At 67.2% G+C, this 25,968-nt stretch carries 20 protein-coding genes; 11 read left to right on the plus strand and 9 right to left on the minus strand.

Going from position 1 to position 25,968, the window contains the following annotated elements:
• The first annotated feature begins 125 nt into the window (after positions 1–125).
• Positions 126–4,262 (plus strand): DNA-directed RNA polymerase subunit beta, encoded by a 4,137-nt coding sequence (rpoB, locus tag AC13D8_RS19280; RefSeq protein WP_129431616.1) that lies wholly within the window; start codon positions 126–128, stop codon positions 4,260–4,262.
• 98 nt (positions 4,263–4,360) lie between these two features.
• Positions 4,361–8,608 carry a DNA-directed RNA polymerase subunit beta' gene (gene rpoC / locus AC13D8_RS19285; RefSeq protein ID WP_482970175.1) on the plus strand — a complete coding sequence of 1,416 codons (4,248 nt, stop codon included), beginning with the start codon at positions 4,361–4,363 and terminating at the stop codon, positions 8,606–8,608.
• 98 nt (positions 8,609–8,706) lie between these two features.
• Here rpoC and AC13D8_RS19290 read toward each other — a convergent pair whose 3' ends face one another.
• The 5 genes from AC13D8_RS19290 to cobU all read right to left on the minus strand — a co-directional run bounded on the left by AC13D8_RS19290 (position 8,707) and on the right by cobU (position 13,882).
• Entirely contained in the window at positions 8,707–10,740 is a 2,034-nt protein-coding gene (locus tag AC13D8_RS19290) for a dipeptide ABC transporter ATP-binding protein (RefSeq protein ID WP_482970176.1), read from the minus strand.
• 1 nt (position 10,741) lies between these two features.
• On the minus strand, positions 10,742–11,617 hold the full coding sequence (locus tag AC13D8_RS19295; RefSeq protein ID WP_482970177.1) for an ABC transporter permease: 876 nt from the start codon (positions 11,615–11,617) through the stop codon (positions 10,742–10,744).
• Entirely contained in the window at positions 11,614–12,573 is a 960-nt protein-coding gene (locus AC13D8_RS19300; RefSeq protein WP_104017447.1) for an ABC transporter permease, read from the minus strand. Before AC13D8_RS19300 ends, AC13D8_RS19295 begins: the two co-directional genes overlap by 4 nt.
• Positions 12,574–12,791: 218 nt before the next feature.
• Positions 12,792–13,364, minus strand: a complete 573-nt coding sequence (locus AC13D8_RS19305) for a histidine phosphatase family protein (protein ID WP_482970178.1) — start codon at positions 13,362–13,364, stop codon at positions 12,792–12,794.
• Positions 13,361–13,882, minus strand: a complete 522-nt coding sequence (gene cobU, locus AC13D8_RS19310; RefSeq protein ID WP_482970179.1) for a bifunctional adenosylcobinamide kinase/adenosylcobinamide-phosphate guanylyltransferase — start codon at positions 13,880–13,882, stop codon at positions 13,361–13,363. The genes AC13D8_RS19305 and cobU overlap by 4 nt, the downstream gene beginning before the upstream one ends.
• 108 nt (positions 13,883–13,990) lie before the next feature.
• On the opposite strand from cobU, the gene AC13D8_RS19315 reads away from it, so the two are divergent.
• From AC13D8_RS19315 to AC13D8_RS19340, 6 genes are all read left to right on the plus strand, one after another.
• Positions 13,991–14,869: an RNA polymerase factor sigma-32 gene (locus AC13D8_RS19315; RefSeq protein ID WP_482970180.1), complete on the plus strand. Its 879-nt coding sequence runs from the start codon at positions 13,991–13,993 to the stop codon at positions 14,867–14,869.
• Positions 14,866–15,636, plus strand: a complete 771-nt coding sequence (locus tag AC13D8_RS19320) for a ChaN family lipoprotein (RefSeq protein WP_482970181.1) — start codon at positions 14,866–14,868, stop codon at positions 15,634–15,636. Before AC13D8_RS19315 ends, AC13D8_RS19320 begins: the two co-directional genes overlap by 4 nt.
• 68 nt (positions 15,637–15,704) lie before the next feature.
• Positions 15,705–16,898: a bifunctional phosphopantothenoylcysteine decarboxylase/phosphopantothenate--cysteine ligase CoaBC gene (gene coaBC, locus AC13D8_RS19325; RefSeq protein ID WP_482970182.1), complete on the plus strand. Its 1,194-nt coding sequence runs from the start codon at positions 15,705–15,707 to the stop codon at positions 16,896–16,898.
• 37 nt (positions 16,899–16,935) lie between these two features.
• A complete protein-coding gene (gene dut / locus AC13D8_RS19330) occupies positions 16,936–17,391 on the plus strand; it encodes a dUTP diphosphatase (RefSeq protein ID WP_104017453.1) in 456 nt (151 codons plus the stop codon).
• Complete coding sequence (locus tag AC13D8_RS19335) at positions 17,391–18,467, plus strand: HesA/MoeB/ThiF family protein (RefSeq protein WP_482970183.1); 1,077 nt, start codon at positions 17,391–17,393, stop codon at positions 18,465–18,467. Before dut ends, AC13D8_RS19335 begins: the two co-directional genes overlap by 1 nt.
• Positions 18,445–20,457, plus strand: coding sequence for a M3 family metallopeptidase (locus AC13D8_RS19340; protein ID WP_482970184.1), 2,013 nt, complete (start codon positions 18,445–18,447; stop codon positions 20,455–20,457). The genes AC13D8_RS19335 and AC13D8_RS19340 overlap by 23 nt, the downstream gene beginning before the upstream one ends.
• Positions 20,458–20,611: 154 nt before the next feature.
• Here AC13D8_RS19340 and AC13D8_RS19345 read toward each other — a convergent pair whose 3' ends face one another.
• Complete coding sequence (locus AC13D8_RS19345; protein WP_104017456.1) at positions 20,612–21,055, minus strand: Lrp/AsnC family transcriptional regulator; 444 nt, start codon at positions 21,053–21,055, stop codon at positions 20,612–20,614.
• An 82-nt stretch (positions 21,056–21,137) separates the two neighbouring features.
• Here AC13D8_RS19345 and AC13D8_RS19350 point away from each other — a divergent pair, with 82 nt between their 5' ends.
• Positions 21,138–21,743 carry a LysE family translocator gene (locus AC13D8_RS19350; protein WP_482970185.1) on the plus strand — a complete coding sequence of 202 codons (606 nt, stop codon included), beginning with the start codon at positions 21,138–21,140 and terminating at the stop codon, positions 21,741–21,743.
• 198 nt (positions 21,744–21,941) lie between these two features.
• Positions 21,942–22,904: an acetyl-CoA carboxylase carboxyltransferase subunit alpha gene (locus tag AC13D8_RS19355; RefSeq protein WP_482970354.1), complete on the plus strand. Its 963-nt coding sequence runs from the start codon at positions 21,942–21,944 to the stop codon at positions 22,902–22,904.
• Between the two features lie 6 nt (positions 22,905–22,910).
• On the opposite strand, the gene AC13D8_RS19360 is transcribed toward AC13D8_RS19355, so the two are convergent.
• From AC13D8_RS19360 to AC13D8_RS19370, 3 genes are read right to left on the minus strand one after another with little or no spacing between them, the layout of a single operon-like run.
• Positions 22,911–24,077 carry a cation:proton antiporter gene (locus tag AC13D8_RS19360; RefSeq protein WP_482970186.1) on the minus strand — a complete coding sequence of 389 codons (1,167 nt, stop codon included), beginning with the start codon at positions 24,075–24,077 and terminating at the stop codon, positions 22,911–22,913.
• 3 nt (positions 24,078–24,080) lie between these two features.
• A complete protein-coding gene (locus AC13D8_RS19365; RefSeq protein ID WP_104017460.1) occupies positions 24,081–24,728 on the minus strand; it encodes a GntR family transcriptional regulator in 648 nt (215 codons plus the stop codon).
• Positions 24,729–24,758: 30 nt separating this feature from the next.
• Positions 24,759–25,451, minus strand: a complete 693-nt coding sequence (locus AC13D8_RS19370) for a M48 family metallopeptidase (RefSeq protein ID WP_482970187.1) — start codon at positions 25,449–25,451, stop codon at positions 24,759–24,761.
• Between the two features lie 114 nt (positions 25,452–25,565).
• Between AC13D8_RS19370 and AC13D8_RS19375 the strand changes: the two genes are divergently transcribed.
• Complete coding sequence (locus tag AC13D8_RS19375) at positions 25,566–25,889, plus strand: TIGR02300 family protein (protein WP_104017462.1); 324 nt, start codon at positions 25,566–25,568, stop codon at positions 25,887–25,889.
• Positions 25,890–25,968: the final 79 nt, after the last annotated feature.

Consider the following 25,968-nt stretch of genomic DNA (forward strand, 5'->3'; position numbering starts at 1 on the left):
CGTGCGATCGGGAGGCCTCTGGTGGGACAGAGGCCGGGAATGGATCGCCCCGCCCTCTCGGAAGACCGCGGCGCTGTAGCCCGACAGCGTAGGCGGCCGGTGAGAAACGAAAGGTGAGATCAATCATGGCTCAGACCTACCTCGGCCAGAAGCGTTTGCGCAGGTATTACGGCAAGATTCGTGAAGTTCTGGAGATGCCGAACCTCATCGAGGTTCAGAAATCCTCGTATGACCTGTTCCTTAATTCCGGCGACCAGCCGGAGCCGCAGGACGGCGAGGGGATCAAGGGCGTCTTTCAATCGGCCTTTCCGATCAAGGATTTCAACGAGACCAGCGTGCTCGAGTTCGTCAGCTACGAGCTGGAGAAGCCGAAATACGACGTCGAGGAGTGCATGCAGCGCGACATGACCTATGCCGCGCCGCTCAAGGTCAAGCTGCGGCTCATCGTGTTCGATGTGGACGAGGATACCGGCGCGAAATCCGTCAAGGATATCAAGGAGCAGGACGTGTTCATGGGCGACATGCCGCTCATGACGCATAACGGCACCTTTATCGTCAACGGCACCGAGCGCGTGGTCGTCAGCCAGATGCACCGTAGCCCTGGCGTGTTCTTCGACCATGACAAGGGCAAGACGCACAGCTCGGGCAAGCTGTTGTTCACCTGCCGCATCATCCCCTATCGCGGCTCGTGGCTCGATTTCGAGTTCGACGCCAAGGACATCGTGTATGCCCGCATCGACCGGCGCCGCAAGCTGCCGGTGACGACGCTGCTCTATGCGCTCGGTCTCGATCAGGAAGGCATCATGAATGCCTATTACGACACCGTCGACTACAAGCTGAAGAAGAAGAAGGGCTGGGTCACCAAGTTCTTCCCCGAGCGGGTACGCGGCACGCGCCCGACCTATGACCTGGTGGACGCCAAGACCGGCGAGGTCATCTGCGAAGCGGGCAAGAAGGTCACGCCGCGCGCCGTCAAGCAGCTCATCGACGAGGGCAAGGTTGCCAACCTGCTGGTGCCCTTCGACCAGATCGTGGGCAAGTTCGTTGCGCGCGACATCATCGACGAGGAAACCGGCGCGATCCATGTCGAGGCGGGCGATGAGCTGACGCTGGAGTACGACAAGGACGGCACCGTGACCGGCGGCACGCTTCAGGCGCTGCTCGACGCCGGGATCACCGATATCCCGGTGCTCGACATCGACGGGATCAACGTGGGCCCCTACATCCGCAACACGATGGCGGTGGACAAGAACATGAGCCGCGAGAGCGCGCTGATGGACATCTATCGCGTGATGCGCCCCGGCGAGCCGCCCACCGAGGAGGCCTCGACGGCACTCTTTGACACGCTGTTCGCGGATTCCGACCGCTACGATCTTTCGGCGGTGGGCCGCGTCAAGATGAATATGCGCCTCAACCTCGACAAGCCCGACACGCAGCGCACGCTGGACCGCGACGATATCGTGGCCTGTGTCAAGGCGCTGGTGGAGCTGCGCGACGGCAAGGGTGACGTCGATGATATCGACCACCTCGGCAACCGCCGGGTGCGTTCGGTGGGCGAGTTGATGGAGAACCAGTATCGCGTGGGTCTTCTGCGGATGGAGCGCGCGATCAAGGAGCGGATGAGCTCGGTCGAGATCGACACCGTGATGCCGCAGGATCTCATCAACGCCAAGCCCGCGGCGGCGGCTGTGCGTGAATTTTTCGGCTCTTCGCAGCTGTCGCAGTTCATGGACCAGACCAACCCGCTGTCGGAGGTCACCCACAAGCGGCGCCTCTCGGCGCTTGGGCCGGGGGGTCTGACGCGCGAGCGGGCGGGGTTCGAGGTACGCGACGTGCACCCGACCCATTACGGCCGCATGTGCCCCATCGAGACGCCGGAAGGGCCGAATATCGGTCTCATCAACAGCCTCGCCACATTCGCGCGGGTCAACAAGTACGGCTTTATCGAGACCCCGTATCGCCGCGTCGAGAACGGGCAGGTCACCGACGAGGTGGTCTACATGTCCGCCACCGAGGAGATGCGCCACACCGTGGCGCAGGCCAACGCGACGCTCGATGAGGATGGCAGGTTCGTCAACGAGATGGTCAACACGCGGCGGTCGGGCGAATACATGCTCGCCCCCGTGGAGCACGTGGACCTGATCGACGTGAGCCCCAAGCAGCTCGTCTCCGTGGCTGCCTCGCTGATCCCGTTCCTGGAAAACGACGACGCCAACCGCGCGCTCATGGGCTCGAACATGCAGCGGCAATCGGTGCCGACCCTGCGCTCGGAGGCGCCGCTCGTGGGGACCGGCATCGAGGGCAAGGTGGCCGAGGATTCCGGCGCTGCCATCATGGCGCGGCGCGCGGGCGTGATCGACCAGGTGGATGCGCAGCGCATCGTGGTGCGCGCCACCGAGGATCTCGAGATCGGCGATCCCGGTGTCGATATCTACCGGCTGCGCAAGTTCCAGCGTTCGAACCAGAACAGCTGCATCAACCAGCGTCCGCTGGTCAAGGTGGGTGACACGGTCGAAAAGAACGAGGTCATCGCCGACGGCCCCTGCACCGACATGGGTGAGCTGGCGCTGGGCAAGAACGTGATCGTCGCGTTCATGCCGTGGAACGGCTACAACTACGAAGACTCGATCCTGATCTCGGAACGGATCGTGCGCGACGACGTGTTCACCTCTGTCCATATCGAGGAATTCGAGGTTGCCGCCCGCGACACCAAGCTGGGACCGGAAGAGATCACCCGCGACATTCCCAACGTGGGCGAGGAGGCGCTGCGCAACCTCGACGAGGCGGGGATCGTCTATATCGGGGCCGACGTGCAGCCCGGCGACATCCTGGTGGGCAAGATCACCCCCAAGGGCGAAAGCCCGATGACGCCCGAGGAAAAACTGCTGCGCGCGATCTTTGGCGAGAAGGCGAGCGACGTGCGCGACACCTCGCTGCGCGTCAAGCCGGGCGATTTCGGCACCGTGGTCGAGGTGCGCGTGTTCAACCGCCACGGCGTGGAAAAGGACGAGCGCGCGTTGCAGATCGAGCGCGAGGAGGTCGAGCGTCTGGCGCGTGACCGCGATGACGAGATGGCGATCCTCGAGCGCAACATCTACGCGCGTCTTCAGCAGCTTATCCTCGGCAAGGTGGCGGTCAAGGGGCCCAAGGGCGTCAAGGCCAATTCCGAGATCACCGAGGAATTGCTCAGCACGCTGACCCGCGGCCAGTGGTGGCAGCTCGCGCTCAAGGACGAGGCGGATGCGCAGGTGGTCGAGGCGCTGCACGAGCAGTTCGAGGTGCAGAAGCGCACGCTCGAGGCCCGCTTCGAAGACAAGGTCGAGAAGGTGCGCCGCGGCGATGACCTGCCACCGGGCGTGATGAAGATGGTCAAGGTCTTCATCGCCATCAAGCGCAAGCTGCAACCCGGCGACAAGATGGCCGGGCGCCACGGCAACAAGGGCGTGATCTCCAAGGTGATCCCGATGGAGGACATGCCGTTCCTCGCCGATGGTACGCCGGTCGATGTCTGCCTCAACCCGCTGGGCGTGCCCAGCCGGATGAACGTGGGCCAGATCCTCGAGACGCATATGGGCTGGGCCGCGCGCGGCCTCGGGCTGCAGATCGACGAGGCGCTCAAGGACTATCGCCGCAGCGGCGATCTGACCCCGGTGCGCGAGGCGATGCGTATCGCCTATGGCGACGAGGTCTACGAGGAGGGCATCGCCGGCATGGACGAGGGTGCTCTTGTCGAGGCGGCGAGCAACGTGACTGGCGGTGTGCCGATCGCGACGCCGGTCTTTGACGGCGCCAAGGAGCCCGATGTCAACGACGCGCTCAAGCGTGCGGGCTTTGACGAGAGCGGCCAGTCGCAGCTCTTCGATGGGCGCACGGGCGAGCAGTTCTCGCGACCGGTGACCGTGGGCGTCAAGTACCTGCTCAAGCTGCACCACCTGGTGGACGACAAGATCCACGCGCGCTCGACCGGGCCGTACAGCCTGGTGACCCAGCAACCGCTGGGCGGCAAGGCGCAGTTCGGCGGCCAGCGCTTCGGCGAGATGGAGGTCTGGGCGCTGGAAGCCTACGGCGCCGCCTACACGCTGCAGGAGATGCTCACCGTCAAGTCCGACGACGTGGCGGGCCGCACCAAGGTCTACGAGAGCATCGTGAAAGGCGAGGACAATTTCGAGGCCGGCGTGCCGGAATCGTTCAACGTGCTCGTGAAAGAGGTGCGGGGTCTCGGCCTCAACATGGAACTCCTGGATGCGGAGGAGGATGAGTAAGCGCCGCGCGCCGGACCCTTTGAAAGGGTCCGGCCCGTTTTCTTTGCAAGAAGACGGCGCTGTTCCTCTCTCTACCGCCAGCCTCTAAGGATTTTAAAATGAACCAGGAACTCACGAATAACCCGTTCAACCCCGCGGCCCCGGCCAAGGTGTTCGACGAAATCAAGGTCAGCCTTGCCAGCCCCGAGCGTATCCTCAGCTGGTCCTATGGCGAGATCAAGAAGCCCGAGACCATCAACTACCGGACGTTCAAGCCCGAGCGTGACGGCCTGTTCTGTGCGCGCATCTTTGGCCCGATCAAGGATTACGAATGCCTGTGCGGCAAGTACAAGCGCATGAAGTACCGCGGCGTCGTGTGCGAGAAATGCGGTGTCGAGGTGACGCTGCAAAAGGTCCGGCGCGAGCGCATGGGCCATATCGAACTGGCCGCGCCCTGCGCGCATATCTGGTTCCTGAAATCGCTGCCGTCGCGCATCGGCCTGATGCTCGACATGACGCTGCGCGATCTGGAACGGGTGCTGTATTTCGAGAACTACGTGGTGATCGAGCCCGGCCTGACCGATCTGACCTATGGCCAGATGCTGTCGGAAGAAGAATTCATGGACGCGCAGGACGCCTATGGCATGGACGCCTTCACCGCCAATATCGGCGCCGAGGCGATCCGCGAGATGCTGGCCAATATCGACCTCGAGAACGAGGCCGAGACGCTGCGCGCCGATCTCAAGGAAGCGACCGGCGAGCTCAAGCCCAAGAAGATCATCAAGCGGCTCAAGGTGGTGGAATCTTTCCTCGAATCCGGCAACCGCCCGGAATGGATGATCATGACGGTGCTGCCGGTCATCCCGCCGGAACTGCGCCCGCTTGTGCCGCTCGACGGTGGCCGGTTCGCCACTTCGGACCTCAACGATCTCTATCGCCGGGTCATCAACCGCAACAACCGCCTCAAGCGGCTGATCGAGCTGCGCGCGCCCGACATCATCGTGCGCAACGAAAAGCGGATGCTGCAGGAGGCGGTGGACGCGCTGTTTGACAACGGTCGCCGCGGTCGGGTCATCACCGGCGCCAACAAGCGCCCGCTCAAGTCGCTGTCGGACATGCTCAAGGGCAAGCAGGGCCGTTTCCGCCAGAACCTGCTGGGCAAGCGGGTCGATTTCTCGGGTCGCTCGGTGATCGTGACCGGCCCGGAGCTCAAGCTGCATCAATGCGGCCTGCCCAAGAAGATGGCGCTGGAGCTGTTCAAGCCGTTCATCTACTCGCGGCTCGAGGCAAAGGGCCTCAGCAGCACGGTGAAGCAGGCCAAGAAACTCGTGGAAAAAGAGCGCCCCGAGGTCTGGGATATCCTCGACGAGGTGATCCGCGAACACCCGGTGATGCTCAACCGCGCACCGACGTTGCACCGGCTGGGCATCCAGGCGTTCGAGCCGATGCTCATCGAGGGCAAGGCGATCCAGCTTCACCCGCTGGTCTGCGCCGCGTTCAACGCCGATTTCGACGGCGACCAGATGGCCGTGCACGTGCCGCTGAGCCTCGAGGCACAGCTCGAGGCGCGGGTGTTGATGATGTCCACCAACAACGTGCTCAGCCCCGCCAACGGCGCACCGATCATCGTGCCGTCGCAGGACATGATCCTCGGGCTTTACTACGTGACGCTGGAGCGCGAGGGGATGAAGGGCGAGGGCATGGTGTTCTCGTCGCTCGATGAGGTGCAGCATGCGCTCGACGCGGGCGAGGTCCACCTGCACGCGCGCGTGACCGTCCGTGCCCCGCAGATCGACGAGGAAGGCAACGAGACCTTTGCCCGCGTCGAGACCACCCCGGGGCGCGCCAAGCTCGGCGCACTGCTGCCGCCCAACGCCAAGGCGCCGTTCAGCCTGGTGAACCGGCTGTTGCGCAAGAAGGAGGTGCAGCAGATCATCGACACCGTCTACCGCTATTGCGGTCAGAAGGAATCGGTCATCTTCTGCGACCAGATCATGACCATGGGTTTCCGCGAGGCGTTCAAGGCCGGGATTTCCTTTGGCAAGGACGACATGGTGATCCCCGAGCAGAAATGGCCGATCGTCGAGGAGACCCGCACGCTCGTGAAGGGATTCGAGCAGCAGTACATGGACGGTCTCATCACGCAGGGCGAGAAGTACAACAAGGTCGTCGATGCCTGGTCGAAGTGCAACGACAAGGTGACCGAGGCGATGATGAACGCCATTTCCGCCGAGAAGCGCGACGAAGACGGCGGCGTGATGGAACCCAACAGCGTCTATATGATGGCCCACTCCGGTGCCCGTGGTTCGGTCACGCAGATGAAGCAGCTGGGGGGCATGCGCGGCCTGATGGCCAAGCCCTCGGGCGACATCATCGAGACGCCGATCATCTCGAACTTCAAGGAAGGCCTGACCGTTCTCGAATACTTCAACTCGACCCACGGCGCGCGTAAGGGCCTGTCCGATACCGCGCTCAAGACGGCGAACTCGGGCTACCTGACCCGTCGTCTGGTGGACGTGTCGCAGGACTGCATCGTGCGCCAGCACGATTGCGGAACCGAACGCGCGATCACCGTGGAGGCAGCGGTCAATGACGGCGAGGTAATCGCCTCGCTCGCCGAGCGCAGCCTCGGTCGTGTCGCCGCCGATGACATCGTCGATCCGGTGTCGGGACGCGTTCTGGTCTCTGCCGGTCAGCTCATCGACGAGCGCATGGCCGACATACTCGACGAAACGGCGGTGCAGACCGTGCGCCTGCGCTCGCCGCTGACCTGCGAGGTCGATGACGGTGTCTGCGCCATGTGCTACGGGCGCGATCTGGCACGCGGCACGCTGGTGAATATCGGCGAGGCCGTGGGCATCATCGCCGCGCAGTCGATCGGCGAGCCGGGCACGCAGCTTACCATGCGGACCTTCCACATCGGCGGTGTCGCGCAGGGCGGGCAGCAATCGTTCCAGGAATCGAGCCAGGAGGGCGTGATCGCGTTCGAGAACGCGCAAACGCTGGTCAATTCGCGTGGCGAGACACTGGTGATGGGCCGCAACATGAAGCTGCGCATCATGTCCGATGCCGGCGTGGAGCTTGCCGGGCACAAGCTGGGCTATGGCACCAAGCTGTTCGTCGAGGAAGGCGAACGCATCACCCGTGGCCAGAAGCTGTTTGAGTGGGACCCCTACACCCTGCCGATCCTCGCCGAGAAGCCCGGCAAGGCCAAGTTCGTCGATCTCGTCACCGGCGTCGCCGTGCGCGATGTCACCGACGAGGCCACCGGCATGACCCAGAAGATCGTGACCGACTGGCGTGCGGCACCGCGCGGCAACGAGCTCAAGCCCGAAATCTTCATCATCGGAGCGGATGGCGAGCCGGTGCGCAACGACGTGGGCAACCCGGTGATCTACCCGATGTCCGTCGATGCGATCCTGTCGGTCGAGGACGGCGAGACCGTCGAGGCGGGCGACGTGGTGGCGCGCATCCCGCGCGAGGGCGGCAAGACCAAGGACATCACCGGCGGTCTGCCGCGGGTGGCGGAACTGTTCGAGGCGCGCCGGCCCAAGGATCACGCCATCATCGCCGAGATCGACGGTTATGTGCGCTTTGGCAAGGACTACAAGAACAAGCGCCGCATCAGTATCCAGCCCTCCGACGACAGCCGCGAGCCGGTGGAATACATGGTGCCCAAGGGCAAGCACATCCCGGTGCAGGAGGGGGATTATGTCCAGAAGGGCGACTATATCATGGACGGCAACCCGGCGCCGCATGATATCCTGGCGATCCTGGGCGTCGAGGCGCTGGCCAACTACATGATCGACGAGGTGCAGGAGGTCTATCGTCTGCAGGGCGTCAAGATCAACGACAAGCACATCGAGGTCATCGTGCGCCAGATGCTCCAGAAATGGGAGATCGACGAGTCGGGCGACACGACGCTGCTCAAGGGCGAGCATCTCGACAAGGTCGAGTTCGAAGAGGCCAATGCCAAGGCCGAGGCCCGTGGCGGACGTCCTGCCACCGGCGCGCCGATCCTGTTGGGCATCACCAAGGCGTCGTTGCAGACGCGCTCGTTCATCTCGGCGGCGTCGTTCCAGGAGACGACGCGCGTGCTGACCGAGGCTTCGGTGCAGGGCAAGCGTGACCGGCTCGTGGGGCTCAAGGAGAACGTGATCGTCGGGCGCCTGATCCCGGCGGGCACGGGCCGGGCCACGGCAGAGGTGCGCCGCGTCGCCCAGAGCCGCGACAATGTCGTGATCGAGGCCCGCCGCGAGGAGGCCGAAGCCGCCGCCGCGCTGGCCGCGCCGGTCGTGGATGACGATGTGAGCGCGGACGACGTGTTCGACAACTTCGTGGAAACGCCGGAGGGCCGCGAGGACTGATCACCTCGGTCAGACGAGACAGGAAAGCCCGGCCGTTTGGCCGGGCTTTTCGCGTTTCGGGCCCTGCTCTCATTCAATGAAAGCGGATCGGGATCCCTTCAGGATTTCGCCCGCGCCGCGCCCTGCGCGTGCAGTTCGTCGAGCGGGATATGGCAATGGATGACGTGACCGTCTGCCGTCTGCCGCGCGGGCGGCGTGTCTGTCTCGCATATGGCGCCGCGTTTCACCGGGCAGCGCCGCTGGAACGGGCAGCCCCGCGCGGGCGGCGCAAGCTCGACTGCGTCCTCGGCCAAAAGCCGCGGTGCGTGGTCGGGATCGGGGGCGAGCACCGCGCCGAGCAGGACATCGGTATAGGGGTGATGGGGCGGGGCAAAGACTGCCTCGGTCGGCCCCGCCTCGCAGATGCGCCCCTGGTAGAGCACCGCGACCCGGTCCGATAGCGCGCGCACAACCGTCAGATCGTGGCTGACGAAGATGAAGCCGGTGCCGTGGCGCGCCTTGAGATCGCCCAGCAATTCGAGCACGGCGGCCTGCACCGAGACGTCGAGCGCCGAGGTGATCTCGTCGCACAGCACGGCCTCGGGCCCGGCGGCAAAGGCGCGCGCCACCGCCACGCGCTGTTTCTCGCCCCCCGAGAGCTGCCCCGGCAGGCGGTCGAGGTAATGCGCGCCGAGGCGCACGGTCTCGAGCAATTCGGCGGCGCGGTCGTGGCAGGGCTGTCCGCGCAACCCGAAATAGAGCCGCAGGGGCTGGGCGAGGATGTCGCCCACGGACTGCCGCGGGTTGAGGCTTTCGTCCGGGTTCTGGAATATCATCTGGATGCGGCGCAGGGTTTCGGGGCGGCGGCGTTCGGCCGAGGTGGTCAGATCGGTTCCGTCCTCCAGCGCGATCCGCCCGCTGGCGGGCGGCAATAGCCCGGCGATCGCGCGCAGGATGGTGGATTTTCCGCTACCCGATTCGCCCACGAGGCCGAGCGTCTCGCCGTGCCGGAGCGTGAGGTCTATGCCTTCGACAGTGGCCGGGGGGCGGGGGATACCACGGAGCCGCGCCAGAAGGCCGGGGCTGTCATAGCGCACCGAGAGCGCGCGTGTGGAGAGAAGCGGCGGGCCGTCGGTTGCCGCGCCGGGTGCGGTGCTCTCTGACGGGGCGGGGGACGCCACCTTTTCGGGATAGAGGCAGCGCGCGCGCTGGCCGTCGCGCGTTTCGGCCATCGGCGGGGGCGCGGCGCGGCAGTCATCGGTCGCGAGGGTGCAGCGCGGGGCAAAGGCACAGCCCGTTCGCGGTATGTCGGGCGTGGGCGGTCGCCCATCGAGTGCGCGAGGCAGGGTGCGCGCGCCGAGCCGGGGGATCGCCGCCAGCAGCGCCGCCGCGTAGGGATGCGAGGGTGCGGTCAGCACCGACCTCGCCGGGCCCGCGAGCACCGTCTCGCCCGCGTAGAGCACATGCACCCGGTCACAGACCTGCGCGATCACACCGAGATCGTGGCTGACATAGACCATCGCCATGTCGCGCTCGCGCGCCAGCCCGCGCAGCAGCGCGAGGATATGGGCCTGCGTGGTCACGTCGAGCCCGGTGGTGGGCTCGTCGAGCAGCAGGGCCTCGGGCTCGCCCGCCAGTGCCATCGCGATGGCCACGCGCTGTTGCTGCCCGCCCGAGAGCTCGTGCGGGTAGCGCCGCAGGATCGTGTCGGGATCGGGCAGGCGCACCTGCGCGAGCAGGTCGCGTGCGCGCGTGCGGTGGGTGGCCGGGTCGTGGTCGCAATGGAGGCGCAGCGCCTCGGCGATCTGCGTGCCGATGCGCTGCGTGGGTGTCAGCGCCTGCCCGGAGTTCTGCGGGATCAGGCCCAGCTTGCCGCCGCGGATGCGCGCGAGGGCAGGGGGCGCGAGGGCGAACATGTCCTGCCCGTCGAACCGCGCTGCGCCACCCAGCCGCGCCAGCCCGTGGCGCAGGTAGCCCATCGCCGCCAGTGCCAGCGTGCTCTTGCCCGAGCCGCTCTCGCCCACGATGCCCACGCTCTCGCCCCGGCAGACCGCCAGATCGACCTCGTGCAGCACCGGCAGCATTGCCCCTGACCGCCCACGAAAGCCCACGCTGAGCCCGGAAATGTCGATGAGGGGGGGCTGTGCGCTCATCTCAGATCACTGCCTTGCGGCTGCGGTCCAGCCCCAGCGTCTTGGCCAGCGCGTCGGCGGTGAGGTTGATGCCGATGATGAGGGTCGAAAGTGCGACCACCGGCGCGATCACGCCCAGCGGCGCCAGCGACATGTAGACCCGCGCATCCGACACCATCAGCCCCCAATCAGGGCGCGGCGGGGCCACGCCAAAGCCGAGGAACGACAGCGCCGAGAAGCCCAGGAGCATCCACGACCAGCGCATCGCGCCCTCCACCAGCAGCGTGTCGGTGACGTTGGGCAGGATCTCGCGGCGCACGATATCGAACGGGCGATGCCCGCGCGCCCGCGCCGCCGAGACAAAATCGCGCGCCACCACCTCGTGCGCGGCGGCGCGCGCCACCCGGATCACCGGGATGCCGAAGAAGAAGGCAAGCGTGGGCAGGAGCACCTCGCCGCCGGTGCCGAACACGGTGATGAGCACCAGCAGCGGCAGGATGCCGGGCAGGGCGAGGAATGCGTCCACCACCCGCATCGCCACCTCGTCCGGCCAGCCGCCGCGCAGCCCCAGCCACACGCCGGTGAGCCCGCCCCAGATCATCGCCACCGGCGTGGCGATGCCGGTGATGACCAGTGCCTCGCGCCCGCCCAGCATGACGCGGGTCAGCACGTCGCGCCCGAGGTGATCGGTGCCCAGCCAATGCGCGGCTGAGGGCCCTGTAAGAGTACCGGTGGCGTCCATCGACTTGTAATCGTAGGGCACGATCCACGGGCTCGTGAGCGCCAGCGCAAGGTGAAGTGTCACCAGCGTCAGCCCGATCGCCCCCGAGGGTCGCGCCATCATGTCGCGCAGCACGCCGCGCGCGCGCCCGGCGGTAGAGAGCGCCGCGCCGCTCATCGCTGCCTCGCGCGGTGGCTGCGCAGGCGCGGGTTGAGCGCCAGGCTGAGGATGTCGGCCACGAGGTTCACGCCGACATAGGTCGCCGCGACGATCATCGTGATCGCCTGCACGACCGGCAGGTCGCGGTCGGAAATGGCATCGACCAGCAGGCGACCGAGGCCGGGATAGTTGAACACCACCTCCACCACCACCACGCCACCCAGCAGCCACGCCACGGTGAGCGCGATCACGTTGATCGCGGGCAACAGCGCGTTGGGCAGCGCGTGTCGGAACACGATTCGCCAGTAGGGCACGCCCTTGAGCGTGGCCATCTGCACGTAGTCCGAGGCCATCGCCTCGATCACGGAGGCGCGGATCATCCGCATCACGTGGGCGATCATCAGCATGGTCAGCACCGTCGAGGCGAGGATGAACTCGGGAAAGAACTCCAGCGGCGGCGCGTCGGCGGGGGTGAGCACGATGGCGGGCACCCATCCCAGCCAGATGGCGAATACGAGGATCAGCACCGTCGCGGCGACGAATTCGGGGATCGTCATGGCGAGGATCACGCCGGTGGAAAACAAGAGATCCGGCCAGCGGTCGCGGGTGAGCCCCGCCACCACCCCCAGCGTGATCGCCAGCGGGATGCCGACGGCCAGCGCACCCGCCGCCAACAGCAGCGAGTTGCGCACCCGGTAGCCGACCATCTGGGCGATGCTTTCCTGTCCGCCCGCCGACATGCCGAAATCGCCCTGCACGACACCTGCCGCCCACTCGGCATAGCGGGCGAGGGCGGGGGTATCGAGCCCCATCGCCTTGCGGCAGGCAGCGAGCGCCTCGCCATGGGCGTCACGTTCGAGGATGGCGGTGCAGGCATCGCCTGGCAGCGCCTCGACCCCGAGAAAGATGATGACGGACACCAGCCACACGGTCACCAGACCGAGCGCGAAACGCCGTGCGATCAGCCCGTACATGCCGTCGTGTCTCCCCAAGCCGGCCTTTCAACGGGCCGTTTGCGTCTTAAGCCTAGACCAGCCCCGTGGTTCGCGTCGATAGGGGGACTGTGCTGCAACCATACTTTGCGATCAAACACGCGTGTGGCAACGGTAAATATTCTGTTGTTGTTGATAATGAGGTGCATTTGACTTGATGAGGGTGCAAATTTTGCGCGTATTCACTGCGTGGCACCCTTTCACGGGCAGTGGTTCACGTTCCCGACCCGCCAGCCCTGCCCGTGCCACTGCAGGTCCGTCACCGACAGCGGGTCGATGCGGTGGCCGAACGCCTCGTAGGCCGTGATCCCGAGCGCCGCCTGCACCTGTGTCAGGATGGTGCCCATATGCGCCACGGCGACGATATCGCGCCCGGGATGCGCGGCACGCAGGCGCGCGACCGCACCCCCGACACGGGCGGATACCTCGTGCCAGCTTTCGCCGCCGGGTGGGCGCACATCGCCCGGCGCGTCCCAGAAGGCGCGCAGGCGGGGCTGGTCGGGGATGGTGTCGAAGGGCTGCAATTCCCAGTCGCCGAAGTGGATCTCGCGCAGGTCCGGGTCGTCCGCAAGGCGCGGGCGCGGACCCGCGATGGCGTCGGCGGTGGCCCGCGCGCGGGCGAGATCGGAGGAGATCACCAGCGCGTCCCCCGGCAGGTGTGCCGAGAGCCGTGCGAGCCGGGTGGTATCGCCCAGATCGGCGGGCAGGTCGGACCAGCCGACCATGTCGGTCGCATGGGTGGGCCCATGCCGGACCCAGAAGACGCGGCTCATGGCAGGTGTCCCTTGAGAACCTGCGGCAGGCCAGCGATGACGTTGACCACCAGCCCCGCGCGCGCTGCGAGCTGCTGGTTGAGTGCGCCCTGAGCGTTCTGAAACCGCCGCGCCAGCGCGTTTTCGGGCACCACCGACAGGCCGACCTCGTTGGAGACCACCACCACCGGCGCCGCGCAGGCGTCGAGTGCGTCGAACAGCGCGGCCTCGGCCTCGACCATATCGCTGTCGGCCAGCAGGTGATTGGACAGCCACATGGTCGCGCAGTCGAGCAGCACCACCTCGTCCACCCGCGCCGCGCCGAGCGCCGGGGCGAGATCGCGAGGCGCCTCGAGCGTGCGCCACGCGGGGCCGCGCCGGGCGCGGTGGCGGTCGAGCTTGGCGCGCATCTCGGCGTCATGCGCCTCGGCCGTGGCGAGATAGAGCCTCGCACCGCCCACTGCGGCGACAAGCCCCTCTGCGAAAACGGATTTTCCAGAGGCCGCGCCGCCGAGAACGAGGCTGAGCCGTGATAACATGAGTCACAAACTCTCCATATTGTGATCCGATCACCTCTTGTCTGCGTAGCACTGAGTGAATTGCTCGGAAAGAGCGCATCCGCACCAGACGCATGACAGGGGGATCACATGCCGCTCGATGCACCGCAGACAAGTTCCATGTCCCGCACCGCGATGAAGGCGGAGATGCTGGACGCAGAAACCGAACTCGCGCTTGCCCATGCGTGGCGCGACCATCGCGACGAGCAGGCGCTGCATCGGCTCATCAACGCCTATATGCGGCTGGCGATCTCGATGGCATCCAAGTTCCGCCGCTACGGGGCGCCGATGAACGACCTAATCCAGGAGGCGGGGCTGGGCCTGATGAAGGCTGCCGACAAGTTCGACCCCGATCGCGGCGTGCGGTTCTCGACCTATGCCGTGTGGTGGATCAAGGCCAGCATCCAGGATTACGTGATGCGCAACTGGTCGATGGTGCGCACCGGCTCGACCTCCAGCCAGAAATCGCTGTTCTTCAACATGCGCCGCGTGCAGGCGCGGCTGGAGCGCGAGGCGATGGCCAATGGCGAGGAGCTTGACGGCTACCAGCTGCGCGAGATGATCGCGCACGAGGTGGGCGTGCCGCTTCGGGACGTGGAGATGATGGAAGGGCGGTTGTCGGGCTCCGACTTCTCGCTCAACGCCACGCAATCCACCGAGGAGGACGGGCGCGAGTGGATCGACACGATCGAGGACGAGGGCGCGCGCGGCGATGTGGGTGTCGAGCACGATCTCGACATGGGCGCGCTGCGTGGCTGGCTCGCCGAGGCGATGACCCACCTGAGTGAGCGCGAAAGTTTCATCGTGCGCGAGCGCAAACTGCGCGAGGCGCCCCGCACGCTCGAAAGCCTGGGCGAGGAGCTCAACCTCAGCAAGGAGCGGGTGCGACAGATCGAGGCGGCGGCGTTCCAGAAAATGCGCCGCTATCTTGAAAGACACGCCGGCGAGGTGCAGAACCTGCTCGCATGAGCCTGCGCCTTGCCCTCGCGTTTGTCCTGAGCCTGGTTGCCCTACCGGTGGCGGCGCAGGACGTTGTGGTCCTCGGCGAGGTGCATGACAACCCCGCCCACCACGCCGAACAGGCGCGTCGCGTGGCCGCGCTCGCGCCCCGCGCGCTCGTCTTCGAGATGCTGACGCCCGAGCAGGCGGCGCGCGTGACGCCCGCGTTGATCGCCGACGCGGATGCGATGGAAGAGGCGCTTGACTGGGCCGAGAGCGGGTGGCCGGATTTCTCGATGTATCACCCGATCTTTGCCGCCGCCCCCGAGGCCACCGTTTACGGCGCGCAGGTGCCGCGCGAAGCGGCGCGGGGCGTGTTCGAGGTCGGCGCAGCAGAGGCGTTTGGGCCAGGGGCCGCGGCCTATGGTCTGACCGAGCCGCTGTCTGATGCGGAGCAGGCGGGGCGCGAGGCGATGCAGAAGGAAGCCCATTGCAACGCCCTGCCCGAGGAGGCGCTGCCCGGCATGGTGGCGGTGCAGCGGCTGCGCGACGCGGTGCTGGCGCGCGCCGTGGTCCGGGCGATGGAAGAGACCGGCGGACCGGTGGCGGTCATCACCGGCAACGGCCATGCGCGGCGCGACCACGGCATGCCCGCCTATCTTGCCCGCGTCGCTCCCGATCTGACGGTATACGTGCTGGGCCAGACCGAGGACGGCGCGCCGCTTGCGAGCGGATTTGACGAGGTGATCTCGGCCCCGGCGGCGGAGCGCCCCGATCCCTGCGCCGCCTTGCGTTGAGCCGCGCGACCTTGCACCGCCCTGCGCCGCGCCATACTGTCGGCTCCGAATTGGCGGGAGACACGGCCATGCTGGCCTCACGGCGCATTCTTCTGATCGTCGGCGGCGGGATCGCCGCCTACAAGGCGCTCGACCTCATCCGGCGGCTGCGCGAGCGCGGGGCGGAGGTGGTGCCGGTCCTGACGCGGGGCGGGGCGGAATTCGTCACGCCGCTGTCGGTTTCGGCGCTGGCGGGGCGCAAGGTGTTCACGGATCTGTTCGACCTGACCGACGAGGCCGAGATGGGGCATATCGAGCTCAGCCGGTCCGCCGACCTGATCGTGGTGGCCCCCGCCACGGCCGACCTGATGGCGAAGATGGCGCATGGCCATGCCGATGACCTGGCCTCGACGCTGCTGCTGGCCACCGACACGCCCGTGCTGCTGGCGCCCGCGATGAACGTGCGCATGTGGCAGCATCCCGCGACGCAGCGCAATATCGCGACGCTCAAGGCCGACGGGATCGGGTTTGTCGGCCCGGACGTGGGCGACATGGCGTGTGGAGAGCACGGGCCGGGCCGCATGGCCGAGGTGCCGCAGATCGTGGACGCGATCGGGGCGGCGCTGGCCGATGGGCCGCTCGCGGGCCGCCGCGTGCTGGTGACCTCGGGGCCGACGCACGAGCCCATCGACCCGGTGCGCTATATCGCCAACCGATCCTCCGGCGCGCAAGGTGCTGCGATTGCGCGGGAATTGGCCGCGCTCGGGGCCGAGGTGGTGTTTGTCACTGGCCCTGCCACCGTGCCGCCGCCCGGTGGGGTGGACGTGATTCGGGTGGAGACCGCACAGGAGATGCTAGCGGCGGTGGAGGGCGCGCTGCCCGCCGATGCCGCGATCTTTGCCGCCGCGGTGGCCGACTGGCGCGTGGTGGGGGCAAGCACCCGCAAGATCAAGAAGGGGGCAGGGGGTACCCCGGCGCTGGAGTTTGCCGAGAATCCCGACATCCTCGCGACGGTGAGCGCGATGGAGGCGGGGCGCCCGCGTCTCGTCGTGGGCTTTGCCGCCGAGACCTGCGACGTGATCGGCCACGCCACCGCCAAGCGTGCGCGCAAGGGCTGTGACTGGATCGTTGCCAACGATGTGAGCCACGCTACCGGGATCATGGGCGGAACCGAGAATGCCGTTACGCTCATCACCGGGGACGGTGAGGAAGAGTGGCCGCGCATGGGCAAGCGCGAGGTGGCACGCAAGCTGGCCGAGCGGGTCGCGCGGGCGCTGGCCTGAGGAACCTGGATATTTCTGGCAAGATGAAGAGGGACGCATGCTGATCGTCGCGTTTCAATGGGAGGAGGGGGCGGACCGCGCGCTGGGCTTGCCCGCCTATGAGACGGCGGGGGCGGCGGGGGCCGATCTGCGCGCGAATTTCCCCGACCGCGGTGCGGTGACACTGGCACCGGGCGCGCGGGCGCTGGTGCCCACGGGGCTGCGGCTGGCGGTGCCCGCGGGATACGAGGTGCAGTTGCGGCCGCGCTCGGGGCTCGCGCTGAAACACGGGATCACCCTGCCCAACAGCCCCGGCACGATCGACAGCGATTATCGCGGGCCGCTGGGGGTGATCGTGATGAATGCCGGGACCGAGCCGTTCGAGATCACCCACGGTGCGCGGATCGCGCAGATGGTGGTGGCCCCGGTGGCGCGCGCGCGGTTCGAGATGGTGGAGCGCCTTGACGACACCGCGCGTGGCGCGGGCGGCTTTGGCTCGACGGGCGTGGGCTGATGCTTCTGGTTTTGGTCATGGCCGCCGCCCTGTGGGGGATCGGCGCGGCGATGGGCACACCCCGGCGGCTACGCTGGGGGATGATCGCGGGGTTGTGGGCTGCCGTCACACTGGCGCATCTGGTCTTGCCTTTGGGTCATCCCATTCGGGCCGCGACCGGCGAGAGCGCGGCGCTGTGGCTGATGCTGGGCGGCGCGGCGGCGCTGGTGCTGATCTACCGCGCGGGGCTTGGGCGATTGCGCGCACGGGCCGGGGCGCGCGCGGCCAAGGCGGCGGAGACGGGCCCCGCGCCGCTCTTCTCCGAGGCCGAACTCGACCGCTATGCCCGCCACATCGTGCTGCGCGAACTGGGTGGGCCGGGGCAGAAGGCGCTCAAGCAGGCGCGCGTTCTGGTGATCGGCGCGGGGGGGCTTGGATCGCCCGCGCTCTTGTACCTGGCCGCCGCCGGGGTTGGCACGATCGGCGTGATCGACGATGACGAAGTGGACAATTCCAATCTGCAACGACAGGTTATCCACCGGGATGCCGATATCGGTTTACCAAAAGTGCAATCGGCCATGCGGGCGATGCAGGAGCAGAACCCCAATGTCGTGGTGCGCCCCTACCAGCGGCGGCTGAGCCCCGAGATCGCTGCCGATCTCTTTGCCGATTACGATCTGATCCTCGACGGCACCGACAATTTCGACACCCGCTACCTCGCAAATGCCACTGCAACTTCGCATGGGAAGCCGTTGATTTCCGGGGCCCTGTCCCAATGGGAGGGGCAATTGAGCGTGTTTGATCCCGCCCATGGTACGCCCTGCTACGAGTGCATCTTTCCCGAGGCGCCGGCGCCGGGGCTTGCGCCCTCGTGCGCCGAGGCGGGCGTGCTCGGGCCGCTGCCCGGTGTGGTGGGGGCAATGATGGCCGTCGAGGCGGTGAAGATCATCACCGGCGCGGGCGCGCCGCTCAGGGGCGAGATGCTGATCTACGACGCGCTCTATGGCGAAAGCCGCAAGATCGCGCTCAATCGCCGCGCCGATTGCCCGGTCTGTGGCAACCAAGGAGACGAAGATGACCAACCCGCTGCTGGCTGAGTGGGCCACGCCCTTTGCTCTCGCGCCGTTCGACGAGATCGCGGACGCGGATTTTGCGCCTGCCTTCGAGGCTGCGCTGACCGAGGCGCGGGCCGAGGTCGCGGCGATCGCCGGCAATCCAGAGCCACCCAGTTTTGCCAACACGATTCAAGCGCTGGAATTTTCCGGCCGTACGCTTGACCGGGTGCTGTCGGTATTTTTTACGGTGGCCGGAGCCGACAGCAATCCGGCGCGGCAGGACCTTCAGCGGAAGTTCGCGCCGAGGCTGGCGGCGTGGTCGTCTGAGCTTTACGGTAACAAGGCGCTTTTCGCCCGGATCGAGGCGCTGTGGCAGGCGCGCGACACGCTCGGGCTCGCCCAAGAGGAGGCGCGGCTGTTGCTGCTGACGCGCCGGGCCTTCGTGCGGGCCGGGGCGGCGCTCACCGGCGAGGCGGAGGCGCGGATGCGCGCGATCATGGCGCGGCTCGCCGAATTGGGCACGGCGTTCACGCAGAACCTGCTCGCCGACGAGGCGAGCTGGCGAATGGAGCTGGGCGAGGGCGACCTTGACGGGCTACCGGATTTCGTCGTGGCGAATGCGCGGGCGGCGGGGCGTGAGGCGGGGCTCTCGGGACCGGTGATTACCCTGTCACGCTCGCTCATCGTGCCGTTCCTGCAATTCTCGAACCGCCGTGACCTGCGCCGCCGGGCGTTTGAGGCCTGGGCCGCGCGTGGGGCCGGGGGCGGCGACACCGACAACCGCGCGATCGCCGCCGAAATCCTCGCCCTGCGCCGCGAACGCGCGGCGCTCTTGGGCTACGACAGCTTCGCTTCCTACAAGCTCGAGACGCAGATGGCCGGGACACCGGAGGCCGTTCGCGACCTGCTGATGGCAGTCTGGGAGCCCGCGCGCGCGCAGGCCGACCGCGATGCCGATGTACTCACCGCGATGATGCGCGAAGACGGGGTCAACGGTGATCTGGAACCGTGGGACTGGCGCCACTACGCCGAGAAGCGGCGGCAGGCGGAGCACGATCTGGACGAGGCGGCGGTCAAGCCGTACCTGTCCCTCGACGCGATGATTGCGGCGGCGTTCGACTGCGCGCACCGGCTTTTCGGTCTCGAATTCCGCCCGCTCGACGTGGCGCTCTATCACCCGGATTGCCGGGCGTGGGAGGTGACGCGGCAAGGCCGCCACGTCGCCGTCTTTATCAGCGATTATTTCGCCCGCGCGTCCAAGCGGTCGGGGGCGTGGTGTTCGGCCATGCGCGGGCAGGCGAAACGGCCGCAAGTGCAAGGGCCGGTGGTCATCAACGTGTGTAATTTCGCCAAGGGCGATCCGGCGCTTCTGTCCTACGATGACGCGCGGACGCTGTTTCACGAGTTCGGCCACGCGCTGCACCAGATGCTGTCGGATGTCACCTACGAGAGCCTGTCGGGCACCAACGTGGCGCGCGATTTCGTGGAACTGCCCAGCCAGCTTTTCGAGCATTGGCTGGAGGTGCCCGAGGTGCTCGACACCCACGCCCGCCACGTCGAGACCGGCGCGCCGATGCCGCGCGAGTTGCGCGACAAGGTGTTGGCGGCGGCCAATTTCGACATGGGGTTCCAGACCGTGGAATACGTGGCCTCGGCGCTGGTGGACCTCGCCTTTCACGAGGGCGCGCCGCCCGAGGACGCGATGGCGCGGCAGGCGGAGGTGCTGGCCGGGATCGGCATGCCGCGCGCCATTGCCATGCGCCACGCGACCCCGCATTTCGCGCATGTGTTCAGCGGTGACGGCTATTCCAGCGGCTATTACAGCTATATGTGGTCCGAGGTGATGGATGCCGACGCCTTTGCCGCGTTCGAGGAAGCGGGTGGCGCGTTCGATGCCGGGCAGGCGCAGGCGCTGGAACGTCATATCCTGTCGCGGGGCGGCTCGGAGGAGGCGGGCGCGCTCTACGAGGCGTTTCGCGGGCGGATGCCCGGGGTGGCGGCGCTTCTGCGGGGGCGGGGCCTCGCGGCGTGAAAAATCCGGCGAGGCGAATCACTCTCTGTTGACTGATTCCCGGGATTTGCCCTATATCTGGGGGCGAGAGGTCGCGATGCGATCCACCGGTTAATGGCGGCAGGTATGGACGAGGGGCCGATTCAACGGCCCCCGTTCATTTTGGACAGGTGTCTCACGCGCGACCGTCCTTGGGCGAGCCCATCACGACATAGGATGTGATCGCGTTGACCTGCGGCAGTGTGCCGAGCACCTCGGTGTGAAAGCTCTTGTAGGCGGGCAGGTCAGCCACCTCGACGCGCAACAGGTATTCCACCGCGCCGGTGATATTGTGGCATTCCACCACCTCCGGCGCGCGGTCCATCGCCCGCTCGAATGCCTCCTGGCTGGCCTTGGTGTGGCTGCTCAGCCCCACGGTGACATAGGCGCTGAACCCCACCCCGAGCGCCGCGCGATCAAGCACCGCGCGATAGCCCGCGATCACGCCGCGCCGCTCGAGTTCCTGCACCCGGCGCAGGCAGGCCGAGGGAGAGAGACCTACCCGGTCGGCCAGTTCGAGGTTGCTGACCCGCCCGTCTCGTGACAATTCACGCAATATACGTTCGTTTATGTCGTCCATGAAAAGAATTGATTGCATAGATCATTTGAAAACACAATAAAACGCAATTCCAATGCGCCAATGATCGCATAAGGTTGCTTGCATGACACTGGATCTTCTTGCCGCGCTCGCCACCTTTGCCCTCGTCACGGTCATCACGCCGGGGCCCAACAACCTGATGCTCATGGCGTCGGGGACGAATTTCGGCTTCGTGCGGACCATTCCGCACATGCTGGGGATTGGTCTGGGTTTTCCGCTCATGGTGGCCTGCGTGGGGCTGGGGGTGATGCAGGTCTTCGACCTCTGGCCGCTCAGCTACACCCTGCTCAAGTCCGTGTCGGTGGCCTATCTGCTGTATCTCGCGTGGAGGATCGCCAACGCGGCACCACCCGCATCGGCGGACGGGCCGGCGGAGGGCAGGCCGCTCACCTTTCTGCAATCGGCGGCGTTCCAATGGGTCAACCCAAAGGCGTGGAGCATGGCGCTCTCGGCGATCACGCTCTACGCCACGGGCCGCGACCTGATGGCGGTGCTGTGGGTGGCGGGGGTCTACGTGGCCGTGTCGGCGATCAGCACGACAAGCTGGACGGTTCTGGGTCAGCAAGTGCGCCGGTTGCTGAAGAACCCGGCACGACTCAGGGTTTTCAACTGGGTGATGGCGGTGCTCTTGGTGGCGACCCTTGTGCCGGTGCTGTGGCCGGTGGGCTGAGAGGGGAGGCCCTTGGCCTTTTGCCGCCGTTAGGGAGGGCCGCGCATTGGGACCAAGCTGTAAGGGTCCGCTTCACGCCAGGAGCCGCCGATACTGCCCGCGCGGGCCCGCTATGAGCCGTCGCCCGCGCGGTTGCGATTGCAAATCCCGGCCAAGCCCGCCATATACCCGGGCGGCAGACCGGAGGGCTTGAGCGCGATGACCCATTACCTCGACTTCGAAAAACCCCTCGCCGAGATCGAGGGCAAGGCCGAAGAACTGCGCGCGCTCGCGCGCTCCAACGAGGAGATGGATGTCGAGGAAGAGGCCGGCGCGCTCGACCGCAAGGCGGCGGACATGCTGCGCGACCTCTACAAGTCGCTGACGCCGTGGCGCAAATGCCAGGTGGCGCGCCACCCCGAACGCCCGCATTGCCGCGACTATATTGCCGCGCTCTTTTCCGAGTTCACGCCGCTGGCCGGGGACCGCGCCTTTGGCGAGGATGCCGCCGTCATGGGCGGGCTGGCGCGGCTGGGGGATCGCCCGGTCATGGTGATCGGCCACGAGAAGGGACACGACACCCAGAGCCGCCTTGCCCGCAATTTCGGCATGGCCCGCCCCGAGGGCTATCGCAAGGCTGTGCGCCTGATGGAGATGGCCGACCGATTTGGCCTGCCGGTGGTCACGCTGGTGGACACGCCCGGCGCCTATCCCGGCAAGGGCGCCGAGGAGCGCGGGCAGTCCGAAGCCATCGCCCGCGCCACCGAGACCTGTCTGCAGATCGGTGTTCCGCTCGTCTCGGTCATCATTGGCGAGGGCGGATCGGGCGGCGCGGTGGCCTTTGCCAGCGCCAACCGCGTGGCGATGCTGGAACATTCGGTTTATTCGGTCATCAGCCCCGAGGGTTGTGCCTCGATCCTGTGGAAGGATGCCGAGAAGATGCGCGAGGCCGCAGAGGCGCTGCGCCTCACGGCGCAGAACCTCGCCAAGCTGGGCGTCGTGGATCGCATCATCCCCGAGCCGCTCGGCGGCGCGCATCGCGACCGAGAGGCCGCCATCGCGGCGGTCGGCACAGCGATCTCTGCAATGATCGACGGGTTGGCGGCCAAGGATCGCGCCGCGCTCATCCGCGACCGGCGCGAGAAGTTTCTCAAGCTGGGGTCCAAGGGGCTCGCGGCCTGAGCGGGATCAGCCGTCGCCTGTGCCCACCCGCCGCGCGGCGAGCAGCGTCGCCAGCGGGCCGATCACCTCGAAGATCACGGTGGTCGCCACGGTCAACCCGAGGATCAGATCGGCGTGGTCGGGAAATTCCCGCGCGGCGATGAGCGCCATACCTACGGCCACGCCCGCCTGCGGCAGCAGCGCCACGCCATACCACGGGCGATGTGCTGCCGGTGTTCCCGCCAGCGTTCCGCCGATCCATCCGCCCGCCAGCCGCCCGCCGATGCGCAGCACGACATAGGCCGCCCCGATCAGCCCGAACGTGGCGATGCGCGCCGGATCGAGCGAGGCCCCCGCCAGCACGAAGAACAGGATCATGAACGGCCACTGCACATGTTCGATCTCGTGAAAGGCGCGCTCGTGATGATGCGCGCGGTTGGCGATCACGGCCCCCGCCGCCATCCCAGCCAGCAGGAACGACACGTCTGCCACCAGCGCCAGTCCGGCGGTCAGAAACACCACCCCCAGCGCCTCGGTGAGTTGTGGCTCGCCCGGGGCGAGGCGCCCGGTGAGATGCGCCGCGGGCAACCCGACCAGCAGCCCGAGTCCCAGCGCGCCGCCGATCTCCCACAGCGCGCGCCCAAGATGGGCAATATCCGCGCCGCCCGCGATGCCGCCGGCCACCACCACGGCGAGCGCAAAGGCCAGCACCCCCCAGGCGTCGTCGACGGCGACGATCCCGCGCAGGAGGTTGGGAAACGCGCCGTGCGCGCCCGATTGACGCAGCGCGTCCTGCGTCGCCGCCGGATCGGTCGCCGTCGCGATCGCCCCGAGCAAGATCGCCACCGGCGCGGGCACGCCCATGAGCCACAGACCCGTGGCCACCAGTGCCACCGTGGCCAGCACCACCATGATCGAGATCGACAGGATCGCGCGCCCGTGCCGACGCAGTGTTTCGCCGGTTAGCGCGTTGCCCAGCAGGAAGGCCACCATCGTTAGCGCTGTCACCGACAGGATGTCATAGAACGCGCTCAAATCCGCCGGGATGACATCTAGCCCCGCCCCACCCGCCGCGATTCCGCATATCAGCAGCAGCGTCACCCGCGGCAGCCGCGTGCGCTCTCCGATTGCGTCTGCGGCGAGACCAACGAGAAACAGCACACCGAGCGCAATGAGGACGGGGCCGAACTCCATGCCTCAGCCCACCAGCATCCGCAGCCCCTGCGTCACGTCCGAGCGCACGGCGAGGCGCAGCCCCGGCTCGTCGCCCGCCTTTAGCGCGGCGATGATGAGGCGGTGGAAATGCGGCGGCTCCTTTTGCCGCAGCCGGCCATAGAGCGCGCGCATCGTGGGGCCGAGTTGCAGCCACACCGTTTCGGCCATCGCCAGCATCGCGGGTGCCTGCGCGCGCAGGTAGAGGGTGCGGTGAAATTCGAGGTTTCGCCGGATATACCCGACCGCGTCGCGCCGGGCGATATCCTCGGTGATGCGCGCATTGATCGTCTGAAGCCGGTCGATGAGCGCGATATGCGCGCGCGGCAGGGCGCGGCTCGCCAGCTCGACCTCCAGCAGCGAGCGCAGCGCCGCCAGCTCCTCGATCCGATCGTTGCCCAACTCGGGCGTCGAGACGCGGCCCGAGCTCGACAGCGTGAGCGCGCCCTCGGCGGCGAGCCGCCGCAGCGCCTCGCGCGCGGGGGTCATCGACACGCCGAACTCGGCGGCGATGCCGCGCAGGGTGAGCGCCTGCCCGGGGGCGATCTCGCCATGCATGATGCGCGTGCGCAGCCCGCGATAGATACGGTCATGGGCCGCCGGGGCCGGATCTGGGCGGGGCGAGATCAACATGGCCTTATGTGATCACAAATCACGCGACGGTCAATCGAAACGATATCGGTGCAGCCCTGCCCCCTCGCGCCGCAACCACGCGCGCGGGGTCTCGTACTCGGGCCGCAGCCGCGCCACCACCGCCCAGAAGGCGGGCGAGTGGTTCATCTCGGCCAGATGCGCCACCTCGTGCGCGGCCACGTAGTCGAGCACATCGGACGGCGCGAGAATCAACCGCCAGGAATAGCTGAGCCCACCCCGCGCCGAGCACGACCCCCAGCGCGAGCGCGTGTCCCGCAGCGTCAGCCGACTGTAGCCCAGCCCCAGCCGCGCCGCGTAAATGTCCGATGCCGCCGCCAGCCGATCGCGCGCCCGCGCCTTGAGCCACGCGCGCAGGCGGGCGGGCATCGTCTCTTCGGGGCCGGGGACATGCACGACCTCGTCCCCGTCGAGCCGCACCTGCCGTCCGGGGCCCGGTACGATCCGCCGCATCGTGCCCTCGATGGGCAATGTCACGCCGGGCGCGACGGCCACGCGACCGGGATGCGCGGCCAGCGCCCGGCGCAGCCAATCCTCGCGACTCCGTGCAAAGCCAAGCGCCTCGGTCTCGCTCACCCCGCGCGGCACCGTCAGCGTCACTTCGCCGTCGAGCCCCGAGACCCTGAGCGACAACCGCCGCGCCCGCGCACTGCGTCGCAGGGTGACCGCAACAGGGGGGTTGCCGGGGATGAGATGCTGGCCCATATAGCCTCCGATGAGCGCGTCGCCGCACCCGCTTCAAAGCCTTTGACAGTTGCCGAAGGTTATGGCAGGTGCGCCGGATCGCGTGCAAGATCGACAGTTGAAAGAGGATCACCCATGCCCAAGGAAGAATGGGGCGTCAAGCGTGTCTGCCCGACCACCGGCAAGCGTTTCTACGACCTGAACAAGGATCCGATCGTCAGCCCCTATACGGGCGAGGTGGTCGAGATCGTTTCGGGCAAGTCGCGCGCCATGACGCCCGATGCCGAGGACGCGGCTACCAAGAAGCTGAAGACGAAGGCCAAGGATGACGAGAGCGGTGACGTGATCGAGGACGACGCGGTGGATGTCGAGCTTGACGACGACCTGCTCGAGGATGACGACGAGGACACGGTATCGCTCGACGATATCGCGGACGTGGAATCCGACGAAGATATGTAATGCCGCGAGGGCGGGATTTTCTTCTTGATCCCGCTCGCCGCTTTGTCTAACAGCGGCGCACGGTCTGGAAGGGCCGGAA

The sequence above is a fragment of the Roseovarius sp. B-10 genome, assembly GCF_056859295.1.